Annotated in this window: 12 protein-coding genes and 1 pseudogene; 2 read left to right on the top strand and 11 right to left on the bottom strand. The window is 52.8% G+C overall.

Annotation, left to right across the window (positions count from 1 at the left end; genetic code table 11):
* Positions 1-32 precede the first annotated feature (32 nt).
* From eno to rlmD, 5 genes are all read right to left on the bottom strand, one after another.
* The gene (gene eno, locus JM656_RS04460) at positions 33-1328 is read right to left on the bottom strand and encodes a phosphopyruvate hydratase (RefSeq protein ID WP_203360178.1); all 1296 of its coding nucleotides are present in this window, start codon (positions 1326-1328) and stop codon (positions 33-35) included.
* 87 nt (positions 1329-1415) lie between these two features.
* Positions 1416-3053, bottom strand: a complete 1638-nt coding sequence (gene pyrG / locus JM656_RS04455; RefSeq protein ID WP_135324499.1) for a glutamine hydrolyzing CTP synthase — start codon at positions 3051-3053, stop codon at positions 1416-1418.
* 227 nt (positions 3054-3280) lie between these two features.
* Positions 3281-4072: a nucleoside triphosphate pyrophosphohydrolase gene (gene mazG / locus JM656_RS04450; RefSeq protein ID WP_203360177.1), complete on the bottom strand. Its 792-nt coding sequence runs from the start codon at positions 4070-4072 to the stop codon at positions 3281-3283.
* A 112-nt stretch (positions 4073-4184) separates the two neighbouring features.
* Positions 4185-6422: a GTP diphosphokinase gene (gene relA, locus JM656_RS04445; protein WP_203360176.1), complete on the bottom strand. Its 2238-nt coding sequence runs from the start codon at positions 6420-6422 to the stop codon at positions 4185-4187.
* 51 nt (positions 6423-6473) lie between these two features.
* The gene (gene rlmD / locus JM656_RS04440) at positions 6474-7772 is read right to left on the bottom strand and encodes a 23S rRNA (uracil(1939)-C(5))-methyltransferase RlmD (protein WP_203360175.1); all 1299 of its coding nucleotides are present in this window, start codon (positions 7770-7772) and stop codon (positions 6474-6476) included.
* A gap of 57 nt (positions 7773-7829) precedes the next feature.
* On the opposite strand from rlmD, the gene barA reads away from it, so the two are divergent.
* A complete protein-coding gene (barA, locus tag JM656_RS04435) occupies positions 7830-10586 on the top strand; it encodes a two-component sensor histidine kinase BarA (RefSeq protein ID WP_203360174.1) in 2757 nt (918 codons plus the stop codon).
* Between the two features lie 82 nt (positions 10587-10668).
* Here barA and JM656_RS04430 read toward each other — a convergent pair whose 3' ends face one another.
* The 6 genes and pseudogenes from JM656_RS04430 to syd all read right to left on the bottom strand — a co-directional run bounded on the left by JM656_RS04430 (position 10669) and on the right by syd (position 14997).
* Positions 10669-11811, bottom strand: a complete 1143-nt coding sequence (locus JM656_RS04430) for a glycerate kinase (RefSeq protein WP_203360173.1) — start codon at positions 11809-11811, stop codon at positions 10669-10671.
* A gap of 81 nt (positions 11812-11892) precedes the next feature.
* Positions 11893-12121: pseudogene (gene gudD, locus JM656_RS04425) on the bottom strand (glucarate dehydratase); the annotation flags it as partial.
* A gap of 117 nt (positions 12122-12238) precedes the next feature.
* Positions 12239-12688, bottom strand: coding sequence for a flavodoxin (locus tag JM656_RS04420; protein ID WP_203360172.1), 450 nt, complete (start codon positions 12686-12688; stop codon positions 12239-12241).
* 18 nt (positions 12689-12706) lie between these two features.
* Complete coding sequence (truC, locus tag JM656_RS04415; protein WP_203360171.1) at positions 12707-13489, bottom strand: tRNA pseudouridine(65) synthase TruC; 783 nt, start codon at positions 13487-13489, stop codon at positions 12707-12709.
* Positions 13489-13818: a YqcC family protein gene (locus JM656_RS04410; RefSeq protein WP_203360170.1), complete on the bottom strand. Its 330-nt coding sequence runs from the start codon at positions 13816-13818 to the stop codon at positions 13489-13491. Before JM656_RS04410 ends, truC begins: the two co-directional genes overlap by 1 nt.
* A gap of 633 nt (positions 13819-14451) precedes the next feature.
* Positions 14452-14997 carry a SecY-interacting protein gene (gene syd, locus JM656_RS04405; RefSeq protein WP_203360169.1) on the bottom strand — a complete coding sequence of 182 codons (546 nt, stop codon included), beginning with the start codon at positions 14995-14997 and terminating at the stop codon, positions 14452-14454.
* Between the two features lie 67 nt (positions 14998-15064).
* Between syd and queF the strand changes: the two genes are divergently transcribed.
* Positions 15065-15913, top strand: a complete 849-nt coding sequence (gene queF / locus JM656_RS04400) for an NADPH-dependent 7-cyano-7-deazaguanine reductase QueF (protein WP_203360168.1) — start codon at positions 15065-15067, stop codon at positions 15911-15913.
* Positions 15914-16014 lie beyond the last annotated feature (101 nt).

Below are 16014 nucleotides of genomic sequence, written 5' to 3'. Positions count from 1 at the left end.
AGCGGGTTTTTTCTTAAGAGGTAAGGTTCAGATTACTGACCTTTGATCTCTTTACGACCGTTGTACGGTGCTTTTTCACCCAGCGCTTCTTCGATACGAATCAGCTGGTTGTATTTAGCAACACGGTCAGAACGGCTCATAGAACCGGTTTTGATCTGGCCTGCAGCAGTACCAACAGCCAGGTCAGCGATGGTCGCATCTTCAGTTTCGCCAGAACGGTGAGAGATAACTGCAGTGTAGCCAGCATCTTTCGCCATTTTGATCGCAGCCAGAGTTTCGGTCAGAGAACCGATCTGGTTGAATTTGATCAGAATGGAGTTAGCGATACCGTTGTCGATACCACGTTTCAGGATTTTGGTGTTAGTTACGAACAGGTCGTCACCAACTAACTGAAGTTTGTCGCCCATAACTTTAGTCTGGTATGCGAAACCATCCCAGTCAGACTCGTCCAGACCGTCTTCGATAGAAACGATCGGGTACTGTTTAGTCAGGTCTTCCAGGAAGTGGGTAAATTCTTCAGAGGTGAAAGATTTGTTGCCTTCGCCAGCCAGAACGTATTTACCGTCTTTGTAGAATTCAGACGCTGCACAGTCCATCGCCAGAGTGATGTCGGTGCCCAGCTCGTAACCTGCAGCTTTAACCGCTTCAGCAATAACAGCCAGCGCTTCTGCGTTGGAACCCAGGTTCGGCGCGTAGCCACCTTCGTCACCAACAGCAGTACCCATGCCTTTAGATTTCAGAACTTTAGCCAGGGTGTGGAACACTTCAGAACCCATACGGATGGCTTCTTTCAGCGTTTTCGCGCCAACAGGCTGAATCATGAACTCTTGGATATCAACGTTGTTGTCAGCGTGCTCACCACCGTTGATGATGTTCATCATCGGAACCGGCATAGAGTATTTGCCCGGAGTACCGTTCAGCTCAGCGATGTGCTCGTACAGCGGCATGCCTTTAGCGGCAGCAGCAGCTTTGGCGTTAGCCAGAGACACAGCCAGGATTGCGTTCGCACCGAAGTTGGATTTGTTTTCAGTACCGTCCAGGTCGATCATGATCTTGTCGATGCCGGCCTGATCTTTGGCGTCTTTGCCAAGGAGTGCCTGAGCGATCGGGCCGTTAACCGCGCCAACAGCTTTGGTTACGCCTTTACCCAGGAAACGGGATTTGTCGCCATCGCGCAGTTCCAGCGCTTCGCGGGAACCAGTAGAAGCACCTGACGGAGCAGCTGCCATACCTACGAAACCACCCTCCAGGTGTACTTCGGCTTCAACAGTCGGGTTACCACGGGAGTCGATGATTTCACGACCGATGACTTTAACGATTTTGGACATTAGATTTTCCTCAGTACAAGTTAAACTAAAACTCCAGACAAACAACGCGTACCTAAGGTACGCGTTGCCGTTCTAACTTTTTACTTCTTACTTCGCCTGACGCTTCTGATGCTCGCTGGCGGCTTTCACAAAGCCCGCAAACAGCGGATGGCCATCACGTGGCGTGGAAGTAAATTCCGGATGGAACTGACAGGCCACGAACCACGGATGATTCGGTACCTCAATGATCTCGACCAACTGATCATCACCGGAACGGCCTGCAACGCGCAGACCCGCAGCTTCAATTTGTTTCAACAGCATATTGTTGACTTCGTAGCGGTGGCGATGGCGTTCAACAATCGTCGGCGTACCGTACAGCTTACGCACCAGACTCTCGTCGTCCAACTGACACTGCTGCGCGCCAAGGCGCATCGTGCCGCCCAGATCGCTCTTTTCGGTACGGACTTCAACGTTGCCGTCTTCGTCACGCCATTCGGTAATCAGGGCCACCACCGGGTACTTACAGTCTGGCACAAATTCCGTCGAGTTGGCGTTGTCCATACCGACGACGTTACGTGCAAACTCAATCAACGCAACCTGCATACCCAGGCAAATGCCCAGATAAGGAATATTGTTCTCACGCGCAAAGCGTGCGGTAGCGATCTTGCCTTCTACACCACGGTAGCCGAAGCCGCCCGGGATAAGAATAGCATCCAAATCTTTCAGAATTTCGACGCCGCGCGTTTCCACATCCTGCGAATCAATCAGCTTGATGTTAACGGTCACGCGGTTTTTCAGGCCACCGTGTTTCAGCGCTTCAATCACTGATTTGTAGGCGTCCGGCAGTTCAATGTACTTGCCGACCATACCAATCGTCACTTCGCCTGCCGGATTAGCTTCTTCGTAGATAACCTGTTCCCATTCTGACAGATTAGCTTCCGGACAGTTCAAGCTGAATCGTTTACAAATATAATCGTCAAGACCCTGAGATTTCAACAGGCCTGGAATTTTATAAATGGAATCGACATCTTTCATTGAAATAACGGCTTTTTCTGGCACGTTACAGAACAATGCAATTTTTGCACGTTCGTTGGCCGGAATCGCACGGTCAGAACGGCAAACCAGGATGTCAGGCTGAATACCGATGGACAGCAGCTCTTTTACAGAGTGCTGAGTCGGTTTGGTTTTGACTTCACCGGCCGCGGCCAGATAAGGCACCAGGGTCAGGTGCATGAACAGCGCGTGTTCACGACCGATATCCACTGCCAGCTGGCGAATCGCTTCAAGGAACGGTAAGGACTCGATATCACCGACGGTACCGCCGATTTCAACCAGCACCACGTCGTGACCTTCGCCACCCGCCAGAACGCGCTCTTTAATCGCATTGGTGATGTGCGGGATAACCTGTACGGTTGCGCCAAGATAATCGCCACGGCGTTCTTTACGCAAAACGTCGGAGTAGATACGGCCTGTGGTGAAGTTGTTGCGGCGGCTCATTTTGGTGCGGATGAAACGCTCATAGTGACCCAGGTCCAGATCGGTTTCGGCGCCGTCTTCAGTAACGAACACTTCCCCGTGTTGGATTGGGCTCATAGTGCCCGGATCGACGTTGATATACGGATCCAGTTTCATCATGGTCACATTGAGACCACGGGCTTCAAGAATGGCTGCGAGGGAGGCTGCGGCAATGCCTTTTCCCAGAGAGGATACAACCCCGCCGGTCACAAAAATATAGTTCGTTGTCATGCTGAACCTGAGAAGTTAGGTTTAAAAGACGATGGAATAACCAAGACGGGAAAGCAGTATACCCGAACATGACGTACGCCACAAACTTTCATTATTCCTCCTCTTCATCAGGCTCACATTAATATTGGGAGTGAGAAAATAGCCCCTTTGGGCTAAATGTTTTTGACGCAAATCAAGAGCTTGTTATTTAAAAAATCACACAAAACGCCCTTGACCGCTTAAATTCCTTAGAGATCAATTTCCTGGCGTTTTACCTGCTGCCAAACCTCTTCCATGGTTTCCAAATCTACCCCAGTCATTTCCAGACCGCGGGCTGCGACAATGCGTTCAACCTCACGAAAGCGACGTTCGAACTTTTCGTTCGCTTTTTGTAACGCAGTCTCCGCTTTAGTGCCTAAATGGCGGGCCATATTCACTGTCGCAAACAGCAAATCGCCCATTTCCTCCTCCAGTTTAGCCTGGTCTACGACGACCTGCCGCGCCTCAAACATGACCTCGTCAATCTCTTCGTAAACCTTGTCGACGACCGGTCCGAGCGTTGTCCAGTCAAAGCCAACATTTGAACAACGTTTCTGGATTTTTTGCGCGCGCATTAATGCCGGTAAACTGCGGGGAATGTCATCCAGTGCCGAAAGCTGTGCTTTGTCGGCACGTTCTTCCGTTTTGATCTGCTCCCAGCGGGTAAGCACTTCGGTACTGGTATTGGCGCACGCATCGGCAAATACATGCGGATGACGGCGTTCAAGTTTGTCGCTAATGGCGGCGCAAATATCGTTAAAATCGAATCGCCCCTCTTCCTGCGCCATCTGGGCGTAGAACACAACCTGAAATAACAGATCGCCCAATTCACCACGCAGATCGTCAAAATCTTCGCGGGCTATCGCATCCAGCACTTCGTAAGTCTCTTCCAGCGTGTGCGGCGCAATAGTGGCAAAAGTTTGCTCTTTATCCCACGGACAGCCATTTTCCGGGTCACGCAGACGCTTCATGATGCCGAGCAGGCGGTCGATTTGATTCATGTGAGATCCTGAGAGTTGTAACCAATGTTGGCCTGATAAGACGTCTCGCGTCGACATCAGGCAAAAAAATGCCGGATAGCGGCTAATGCCTTATCCGGCCTAAAGATTAAAATTAACTTCCGTGCAAACGACGTGCGTCGATCACATCCGGCACCTGGTTCAGCTTACCGAGCACGCGGCCCAGCACCTGCAGGTTGTAAATTTCGATGGTCATATCAATTGTGGCAAGCTGTTGCCTGGTATCACTGCGGCTGGCAACGCCCAGTACGTTCACTTTTTCGTTCGCCAGAATGGTGGTGATGTCGCGCAGCAGCCCGCTGCGATCGTTGGCCTGAACACGCACAACCAGCGAATAACCGGCGGAATAACTTTCGCCCCAGACCGCATCCACAATCCGCTCCGGCGCGTGGGAACGCAGTTCTGTCAGTTGCTCGCAGTCCGCACGATGCACGGAAATACCACGCCCCTGGGTGATGAAACCGACAATCTCATCGCCCGGAATCGGCTGGCAGCAGCGAGCAATGTGGTGCATCAGGTTCCCGACACCTTCGACCACTACACGACCATCATCTTTGCGACGGTTCTGCGGCGCTTGCGATTTCTGCTGCAGCTGTTTCAGCGCGGCAGCATCCTGTTCGGCGGCGCTGGGTTTATTGAACTGTGACTGCAGGAAGTTCACCATCTGGTTAAGACGGATATCCCCTCCGCCAATTGCCGCCAGCAGTTCATCCAGCTCGTTAAAGCTGTAGCGAGGCAGCAGATGCTTTTCCGCTTCCTTCAGGCTGATGCCCAAATGTTCCAGTTCGTCGTCAAGGATCTGGCGACCCGCAAGGATGTTTTTGTCCCGGTCTTGTTTGCGGAACCAGGCATGAATTTTTGACCGACCGCGGCTGGTAGTGACATAGCCCAGGTTCGGGTTAAGCCAGTCACGGCTGGGGTTCGGCTGCTTCTGGGTGATGATTTCTATCTGATCGCCCATTTGCAGCTGATAGGTAAACGGCACGATGCGTCCGCCGATCTTCGCGCCAATGCAGCGGTGCCCCACATCACTGTGGATATGGTAAGCGAAGTCGAGCGGCGTAGAGCCTGCGGGCAAGTCCACCACGTCGCCTTTCGGGGTAAAGACGTACACACGGTCATCAAAGACCTGGCTACGGACTTCGTCCAGCATTTCGCCGGAATCCGCCATCTCTTCCTGCCAGGCAATCAGCTTACGCAGCCAGGCAATCCGGTCTTCGTGACCAGAACGTGCTGCCGCCCCCGAAGCGGGGCCCTCTTTGTACTTCCAGTGCGCGGCGACGCCCAGCTCGGCGTCTTCATGCATCTGTCGGGTACGAATCTGAATTTCTATGGTTTTTCCACCCGGCCCAAGCACAACGGTATGGATAGACTGATAACCATTGGGTTTCGGATTGGCGACGTAGTCGTCAAACTCATCGGGGAGATGGCGATAGTGCGTATGCACAATCCCCAGCGCGGCGTAGCAATCCTGTAAACGCTCCGCCACGATGCGCACAGCGCGCACATCGAACAGCTCATCAAACGCCAGCTGCTTTTTCTGCATTTTGCGCCAGATGCTGTAGATGTGTTTCGGGCGACCGTACACTTCCGCTTTTACGCCTTCGGTCTTCATCTCTGCGCGCAGGTGACCGACAAACTCGTCGATGTAATGCTCACGGTCAATGCGCCGCTCATGCAGCAGTTTGGCAATGCGTTTGTATTCTGCCGGGTGCAGGTAACGGAAGCAGTAATCTTCCAGTTCCCATTTCAGTTGCCCGATCCCTAAGCGGTTTGCCAGCGGTGCGTAGATGTTGGTGCACTCTTTTGCCGCCAGCACGCGTTCGTCTTCCGGCGCGTCTTTCACTTCACGCAGATGCGCAATACGTTCCGCCAGCTTGATCACCACGCAGCGGAAATCGTCCACCATCGCCAGTAACATCCGGCGAACGTTATCGACCTGTTCAGACGAGACGGAGTCGGTGTGCGTCGCTTTAAGCTGGCGGATTGCCGCCATGTCGCGAACACCATGAATAAGATTGACGATGGACTTACCTACGCTCTCGCGCAGAACATCCTCACTGACAACATTGCCATCCGCCAGAGGGAACAACAGCGCAGCCCGCAACGTGTCGATATCCATACTCAGCATAGAGAGGATTTCCACCATCTCCACGCCGCGCCACAGCAACAACTCGGCATTCGGGTGTCCCTGTGTCTGTTGCAGGCAATACGCCCAGGTTTCGGCTAAGCGCTCACACGACGGCTGGTTGGTGATTCCCAGACTCGTGATCCATTTTTTCGGATCAAATTCACCCGCTTTATTAAGATGTGCACTTCTTACCGCAACCATTGTCCTCTCCTTAAGGGACCAGGCCTGCCAACGTCAGCAAACCGTAATTCATTACAACTGCTCAAACAACACCATCGACTCCAGGTGCCCAGTGTGCGGGAACATGTCGAGCATCGCCAGCCGCTTTATTTGGTAACCTGCGCTCAACAACGCTTCGCTATCACGAGCCAGCGTGGCTGGGTTACAGGATACATAAACAATGCGACCAGGGTTCAATTTTATAATATGTTGCATCACGCCTGCAGCCCCAGCGCGAGCAGGATCGAGCAAGATTTTGTCGAAGCCTTCAGCCGCCCACGGCTGCTGAGTCACATCGTCTTCGAGATTCTCGTGAAAGAATGTCACATTGTGTAATCCGTTGCGCAACGCATTTTCACGCCCTTTTTCTACCAGGGCAGGAACGCCTTCTACGCCCACCACATGACGCGCGCGCGTTGCCAATGGCAGGGTAAAATTGCCCATACCGCAGAAAAGATCTAATACGCGATCGTCGGGTTGGATATCCAGCCACTCCATCGCTCGCGCGACCATGAGTTGGTTTACCCTGGCGTTAACCTGGATAAAGTCACGCGGACTGAAGGTTAAGCGTAGCCCGTTTGAATCGTACCAGGGCGCCTCCCCGGAAATCGGCTCAAGTATGTCGCTTTGGGGCGCCAGAAACAGAAACAGTCCCTCAGAATGCGAAAAGCGTTCCAGTTTTTCTTTGTCTGCCGCACTTAAGGGTCCGGTATGACGCAGGATCATCAGCGTGCCATTCTCTGCCTGCACCAGCTCAACATGGCCAAGATGCCGAATGGCCTGCAGGTCGGCAAGGCATGCCCTGAGACCGGGCAGCAAGGCCTCAAGCTGGGGCACCAAAACGGGGCACTGCATCACCTCGACAATGTCACTGGAGTTGGCTTTGCGAAATCCCATCTGAAGATGCTGCGTTTTGGGTTGATAGTTCAGGCTCAGTCGCGCGCGACGACGGTAATTCCACGCAGAACCGGCAATGACTTCAGAAACCTCATTTTTCATTAAACGCGCGAGCGCCGCACTTTTGCTTTGCTGTTGCAGAGCAATGCTGGCATGTTGTTGCTGACATCCACCGCAGACGCCAAAATGCGGACAGCGTGGCGTTTCACGCTCCGAACTCTCTTTGAGACGACGTTTAACCTGGGCGCGGGCGTACTGTTTTTTATCTTCGGTAATAACGACTTCAGCGCTTTCTTGCGGCAGCAATCCCGGGATAAACAAGGCCTTTCCGTTGTGGCGAGCAACGCCCTGGCCAAAGGGATCCAGGTCATTGACTGTAACGGTTATGATCTGACGCGTCGTCACGCGTCGTTTTGCAGAGTAGAATTGCGCCATTGACGAGATTTTTCTCAATTTAACAGTGTGACCCTAATTGTCCCATAACGGAACTCCATGACCAACTACAGCCTGCGCGCACGCATGATGATTCTGATCCTGGCACCGACTGTCCTTATTGGTTTACTGCTCAGTATCTTTTTCGTCGTGCATCGCTATCACGACTTGCAGCGTCAACTGGAAGATGCCGGTGCCAGCATTATCGAACCCCTTGCTGTCTCCAGCGAATATGGCATGAATCTGCAGAACCGCGAATCCATCGGTCAGTTGATCAGTGTCCTGCATCGCCGTCATTCCGATATTGTGCGGGCGATTTCGGTCTTTGATGAAAATAATCGGCTGTTCGTTACCTCGAATTTTCACCTCGACCCGACAGACATGCAGCTCGCCACTGGCGCACCGTTCCCCCGCAGGCTAAGTGTGACCCGCCACGGGGATATCATGATCCTTCGCACGCCCATTATTTCCGAGAGCTATTCGCCGGATGAGTCTGCGGTGAGCGACGCCAAAAATACCAAAAACATGTTGGGATATGTGGCGCTGGAACTGGATCTCCGCTCGGTGCGGCTACAGCAGTACAAAGAAATCTTTATTTCCAGCGTCATGATGCTGTTTTGCATCGGCATCGCGTTAATTTTCGGCTGGCGGCTGATGCGCGACGTCACCGGTCCTATTCGTAATATGGTGAATACCGTTGACCGGATCCGCCGTGGGCAGCTCGACAGTCGCGTTGAAGGATTCATGCTCGGCGAGCTGGATATGCTGAAAAATGGCATTAACTCGATGGCCATGTCGCTTGCGGCTTATCATGAAGAGATGCAGCACAACATTGATCAGGCGACCTCGGACCTACGTGAAACGCTGGAACAGATGGAGATCCAGAACGTTGAGCTGGACCTGGCAAAAAAACGCGCCCAGGAGGCCGCGCGCATTAAGTCTGAGTTTCTGGCGAACATGTCCCACGAGCTGCGTACCCCGCTCAATGGCGTGATTGGCTTTACCCGCCTGACGTTGAAAACCGAGCTAAACCCAACCCAGCGCGATCACCTGAATACCATTGAACGTTCAGCGAATAACCTGCTGGCGATCATTAATGATGTGCTCGACTTCTCCAAGCTGGAAGCAGGTAAACTGATACTGGAGAGTATTCCCTTCCCGCTGCGTAATGCACTCGATGAAGTCGTGACCCTCTTAGCCCACTCCTCGCACGATAAAGGGCTGGAGCTGACGCTCAATATTAAAAATGACGTGCCGGACAACGTCATTGGCGATCCGCTGCGTTTACAGCAAGTGATCACCAACCTGGTGGGGAACGCCATTAAATTCACCGAAAGCGGTAATATAGATATTCTGGTGGAGAAACGCGCGCTCAGTACCACCAAAGTGCAAATTGAAGTGCAGATCCGTGACACCGGTATCGGTATTCCTGAGCGCGATCAGTCGCGGTTGTTCCAGGCATTCCGCCAGGCTGACGCCAGCATTTCGCGCCGCCACGGGGGAACCGGGTTAGGGCTGGTGATTACGCAAAAACTGGTCAACGAAATGGGTGGGGATATCTCATTTCACAGCCAGCCTAATCGCGGTTCTACCTTCTGGTTCCATATTAATCTCGATCTCAACCCTAACGTTATCAGCGATGGTCCCTCGACCCGCTGCCTGGCGGGTAAACGTCTGGCGTATGTCGAACCTAATGCCACCGCCGCGCAATGCACCCTGGATCTGCTGAGTGATACGCCGCTTGAAGTGATTTATAGCCCAACGTTTTCAGCCTTACCGATCGATCACTACGATATTCTGCTGCTGAGCGTGCCGGTGACGCTCCGCGAGCCGCTCACCATGCAGCATGAAAGACTGGCAAAAGCGGCATCAATGACCGAATTCCTGCTGCTGGCGTTGCCTTGCCATGCCCAAATCAACGCGGAAGAACTCAAACAGGGAGGCGCGGCCGCCTGTCTATTGAAACCGCTGACCTCTACCCGTTTACTGCCTGTATTGAGCGAATATTGCCATCTGAATCAAAGCACCGAGCTACTGCCCGTTAATGAAAGCAAAATTGCGATGTCGGTTATGGCGGTGGATGATAACCCTGCCAACCTGAAGCTGATCGGCGCTCTGCTGGAAGATATCGTGCAGCACGTCGAGCTTTGCGACAGCGGCCATCAGGCGGTGGATCGCGCCAAACAGCTGCAGTTTGATTTGATCCTGATGGATATTCAGATGCCTGATATGGATGGCATTCGCGCCTGCGAACTGATTCATCAACTCCCTCACCAACAGCAAACCCCCGTGATTGCCGTCACCGCACATGCCATGGCGGGGCAAAAAGAGAAGTTGCTGAGTGCGGGAATGAACGACTATCTGGCTAAACCGATTGAAGAAGAGAAGCTCTACAACCTGCTGCTGCGCTACAAGCCAGGAACGGGAGTGATAAACCGACCACAGGTACCCGAACCGGCCGAATTTATCTTCAACCCGAATGCCACGCTCGACTGGCAACTGGCGCTCAGACAAGCAGCCGGCAAATCCTCCCTGGCGCGGGATATGCTGCAAATGTTGCTCGACTTCTTGCCGGAGGTTCGCAATAAGATTGAAGAGCAACTGGTCGGGGAAAACCCGGAAGGTCTTGTTGATTTAATCCACAAATTGCATGGTAGCTGCGGTTACAGCGGCGTACCTCGCATGAAAACCCTTTGCCAGTTCATTGAGCAACAACTGCGTAGCGGGATCAAAGAAGAAGAGCTGGAGCCGGAACTGCTGGAGCTGCTCGATGAAATGGATAACGTCGCGCGGGAAGCCAAAAAGATGCTGGGATAAAACGCTAAGACCGGATGGCAATGCGTCTTATCTGGCCTAATGGCTCACATGCCCAGGCCAGATAAGCGAGTCTCACAGACACTCAGCGTATAAGCTGCCCCAACCTGATGGTCGCGGCCACATTTCTTGCGGTCATCCGCACATTCTCGGCGGCATTTTTCAGCGCGTCGTCCAAAGTGCAAATGTTATAAATCACGCTAAACACGGCATCAATGCCATGCTGATGCACCACACCGACATCCGCCGTTAAACTCCCGGCAATGCCGATCACCGGCTTATTGTAGCGTTTCGCGACGCTGGCAACGCCGACGGGGACTTTGCCGTGAACCGTCTGGCTGTCGATCCGCCCTTCCCCGGTAATCACCAAATCTGCATCGATGACGCAAGCATCCAGCTGCAGGGCATCGGTCACTATCTCAATCCCTCTGCGCAATTCAGCGCCGCAAAACGCGTACAGCGCCGCGCCCATTCCACCCGCCGCGCCGCCGCCGGCCAGCCCGGAGACATCAACATTGAGATCGCGGGCAATCATCTGCGCGTAATGCGCCAGTGCCTTATCCAGGCGTACGATCATTTCCGGTGTCGCCCCTTTCTGCGGACCAAAAACAGCCGACGCGCCCTCGTTTCCGGTCAATGGATTGGTCACATCGCACGCAACTTCAATGCGGCACGCGGCAAGGCGTGTATCCAGTTGACTGATATCGATCTGCGCGAGTGCTTCCAGCGCTGCACCGCCCGGCGCTATCTCGTTTTGCCGGGAATCCAGTAATCTTGCGCCCAGCGCCTGCATCATGCCCGCGCCGCCATCATTTGTGGCGCTGCCGCCAAGGCCGATAATGATGTGTTCGACGCCCGTATCTAAGGCGTGGCGAATAAGCTCACCCGTCCCCCACGAGGTCGTTTTTAGCGGATCGCGCAGTCCTGATGGGACGAGTTCCAGACCGCTGGCGGCGGCCATTTCGATGAAGGCCGAGCGCTCATCGCCAGACAATCCGTAAAATGCGTCAACAGGTTTTCCCAGAGGTCCCGTCACGTTAACACGAACAATACGACCCGCCGTCGCCTCCACCATGGCCTCGACCGTTCCTTCTCCACCGTCAGCAACCGGAATCTTCACGTAATCCGCGTCAGGCCAGATTTCGCGAAACCCCAGCTCGATGGCGGTCGCCACTTCAAGAGCACTCAAACTTTCCTTATATGAGTCCGGCGCGATCACTATTTTCATAAAGCATCCTTAATGCATGTTGACTCTGTTAAGCATACACCGAGAGAAGAACCGCCTCTCATGGGAGCGGTACCATAACTCTTAGCGTACCATGCACGGGCGCTTGTTGTCGAATGTCCAGTTAGGGATTAGGTACTGCATTCCCATAGCGTCATCGCGCCCCCAGACCGTGTTGCTGATACAACTCGTGCGCTTTCATCTCCTGGCCCATACCGCCTTTAATTTCAAACGGTTCTTTGGTCAGGCGTTGATTACCTTCCTGCCAAATCCAGTGCGTATCGATCGCCGTGATCTTACCAGGCACCGCCGCTTTTGGTGCAGATGCCTAACGCTCGCGCAAACTGAACGTCACAGGCGACACTTGGCGCATCGCCTTTTGTTGAGTGGTAAATAACAAAGAAGGGATGCCCCTCATTGGGGCATGGATTCAGGAGAGTAACGTGCCCCAGTGTTCAACCCAGGGATTTGATTCGCTTTCAGGTTCAGGATGTTCACCGGCATCAATCAGCAACATTTCCCCCACCCGTTGCGCGCTTTGTTCCTGCAATAACGCATCAAATTGCTTACCGCCGTTACAGAAATTGGTGTAGCTACTGTCGCCCAATGCAATCACGCCATAACGCAGATTTGGCTGAAAGCCGAGACTCTCTTTAATGCCCTGGAACAACGGCACAATACTGTCGGGAAGATCGCCCTGACCTGTCGTTGAGGTCACCACCAGAACGACTTTATCCAGATACGGCTGCCAGTCGGTCAATTCGGGATCTTCAAACACTTTCGCGTTATGACCCTGCGCGGTAAGGATAGCTTCCGCCTCTTCCGCAACCAGCAGCGCGTTTCCATACATTGTGCCGACAAAAATACCAATTTCCGCCATGACGATTTTCTCCCTGAATTAAACCTGATGATTCTCATCCTGACCGGAGAGCTCACTAAACTCAACCCTTTCATTATCAGGGAGAAGTCCGTGCCAGCCAAACTGTGATAATGCCTGCATCCAGACGGCATCCAGCCCAGCACGAATCGTCAGCGGTTCGCCAGTGAATGGATGTGTCAGCTCAAGCTGGCTCGCATGCAGCATCAATCTCTGGCAACCAAAATGTTCTGCGGCACTGCGGTTCTGGCGTAAATCGCCGTGTTTGCTGTCACCAATGATGGGATGGCGCAAATGCGCCAGATGACGCCGGAGCTGGTGCTTACGACCCGTTTTGGGATCCAGCTCGACTAAACCATAACGGGTCGTTGGGTAACGCCCGGTCGCCACCGGCATTTCTACCGTCGCCAGGCCGCGATAATGCGTCACCGCAGGCTGCGGGCCTTTATCATCGCGGGCAAACTTATCGGCAATTTTATCCAGCTCTTCCACCAGCGGGTAGTCCAGTACAGCGTCATCCATTAACCAGCCACGGACAATTGCATGGTAGCGTTTCTGGATTTGATGCTGTTCAAATTGCTGCGAAAGCCGACGCCCGGCTTCGCTGGATAATCCCATCAGCAGTACGCCGGAAGTGGGTCTGTCGAGTCGATGGGCGGTAAATACGTGCTGACCAATCTGGTCACGCACCGTTTGCATCACCACGACTTTTTCATCGCGATCCAGCCAGCTTCGGTGAACTAACCAACCGGAGGGTTTATTGACGGCAACCAGCCACTCGTCCTGGTAAAGAATTTCCAGCATCAGGCTTTATCGCTTGTGAACAACGCATCCAGTTCCTGCAACGCCAGCAGGAGAATCTCGCGCTGAGGATGATCGGCCTCCAGTGCCATTTCATAATAAGGGGCAATAGCAAAGGCGTCCGGGAGCGGCTGCGCGTTGTCGATCAACGCATGCATGCGAGGGATCAGCACCCATTGCAACCATTCGACAGGCGCCATGGTATCCATACAAAAAGGCTGTGTGCTGGTAAACAGGTGAGCTTGTGGTTCGTCCATTCGCCAGTGTTGATGTTCACGCAGCAGAGCTTCAAGCGCATGTAACTGCTGGCGCACACGTTCATGAGTCGTCACGATAAAAACCTCATTGATGAAAAATTGGCGCGAAGAATAGCATTTATAGACGGGCAAATAAAAAAAGGGAGCACTGTATAAACAGTGCTCCCGGTTCGTTTCGCAGCCATCCAGCTACTTTTAGTGCTCCCTGCTCATCCATGACAACTTTTCCTGTGGTCTTGCGACCTGTTCATCCTGAACGTCAGCATCCTGCTTCACACCACCCCAGTGCGATCAACTTCATCCTGAAGTTTCCTGGCCATCCTGACCCACCGAACATCCTGACCGGCTCTCGTTCTCCCTCCTGGAGGTGTCCTTTAACGCATCCTGCGCTGTCCTCTTCACTTCATCCTGAAGCCTTTCCTTGCTACACCGTCCTGGTGTGTCCTGCTGAAGTGTCATCATCCTGATGTTCACTTCGGTGTGCGACTCCTTGTCGACAGACATAGAATCGCCTGTTTCGTCATGTCTTACAAGGCACTTACAGGCAATACCTTAAGGATATTTTCATTTGAAAGTGAGCATTCAACAGATAACCAATTGATTATTATTGATTTACTGCGTTAGCAATGGGCTAGGCTTTTACTTATATCCTGGCGATCTCTTACAGAGTTTGTAAGAGATCTCTCACAAAGGAATGGGCGATGGGGATTACAGAAGAGGTTTGAGCTGAGTCAGGAAATCCGCAAGAGAGGCGGCCAGGACAGTACGATTACGCGTGCCCAGCGTCTCTTTGCACACTTCTCCAGACAAATTGCACACCGAAATGACCTCAAGTTCATTTTCCAGGGTGGCAATGAAAAGCGTCGGCGATAACTTGAGACGTTTCTGCGTGACCAGATGACCGATCAGGTTTTCCTGAACGCGTCTGAAATCATCTGCACTCCAGGTTTGCAACAGCGTCAATGTCTCATTGGCAAACTTCGCGGGCATATCCCCGGCAAACTGGGTGGTATAAAAAGCATGAATTGCGGGTTGTATCACAATATCAAAAGCCCGTTCAACCGAGTTTACATTTGCCTCGCCTTCAAAAGGTTGCGGCTGCCAGTACACTGCCTCACCGGTTGAAGAAATAACACAGGGTGAAGGAACGCCGTAGAGTTCTTCGCTCAGCGGCCAACTGGCGTTTTTTTCATGCCAGGCGTCACAATAGCGTGTTGTAAAGGCCTTCAGGGCCTGTGCTGTCTGTTCGTCCACCGATTTCTCTCTTAACAAAAGCAGGATACACTTGACGCATAGTGTATCTGGTTTATGACGGTGAAACATGTCTTCTTATGAAAACCATCAGGCGCTTGACGGCCTGACTCTCGGTAAATCAACTGATTATCGGGATATTTACGACGCAAGTTTGTTGCAGGGCGTCCCGCGCAGCCTGAATCGCGATCCGCTGGATTTAAAAGCAGATAATTTGCCTTTTCACGGTGCGGATATCTGGACGTTATATGAACTGTCATGGCTGAATGCAAAAGGGCTTCCGCAAGTTGCCGTGGGTCATGTCGAGCTGGATTACACCAGCATCAATCTGATTGAATCAAAAAGCTTTAAGCTCTACCTGAACAGCTTTAACCAGACACGCTTTGAGAGCTGGGAAGATGTCCGTCGAACGCTGGAAAACGATCTGTGCGCCTGCGCCCAGGGCGATGTCAGCGTTGCGCTGTACCGACTTGATGAGCTGGAAGGGCTACCCATCGCCCATTTCCACGGTAGCTGCATCGACGACCAGGATATCGCTATTGATAACTACCAGTTCAGCACCGACTATCTGGAAAATGCCGCCAGCGGCGAGAAAGTGGTCGAAGAGACGCTGGTCAGTCACTTGTTGAAATCTAACTGCCTGATCACTCACCAGCCAGACTGGGGTTCCATACAAATTCAGTATCGCGGTCGAAAAATTGATCGTGAGAAATTGCTACGTTACCTGGTCTCTTTCCGCCATCACAATGAGTTCCACGAACAGTGCGTGGAGCGAATTTTCAATGACATTTTGCGCTTCTGCCAGCCGGAGAAACTGAGTGTCTACGCGCGTTACACACGACGCGGCGGCCTGGACATTAACCCCTGGCGTACCAACACCGATTTCGTGCCTGCCATCGGAAGGCTGGTCCGTCAGTAATTTTTTTCTCAATTTTGCGCGTCGGATTCCGCGCGCAAGGTTGTGAAAGGTCATAAGCCGGCGCTATTGTAATCATTAGGGAATGGCGTGTTGCGTCCCAT

Source organism: Citrobacter sp. R56 (assembly GCF_016811995.1).
Taxonomy (GTDB): Bacteria; Pseudomonadota; Gammaproteobacteria; order Enterobacterales; family Enterobacteriaceae; genus Citrobacter_D; species Citrobacter_D enshiensis.
Note: the sequence above shows the minus strand (reverse complement) of the source record. Positions and strands in the feature narration are given on the sequence as shown.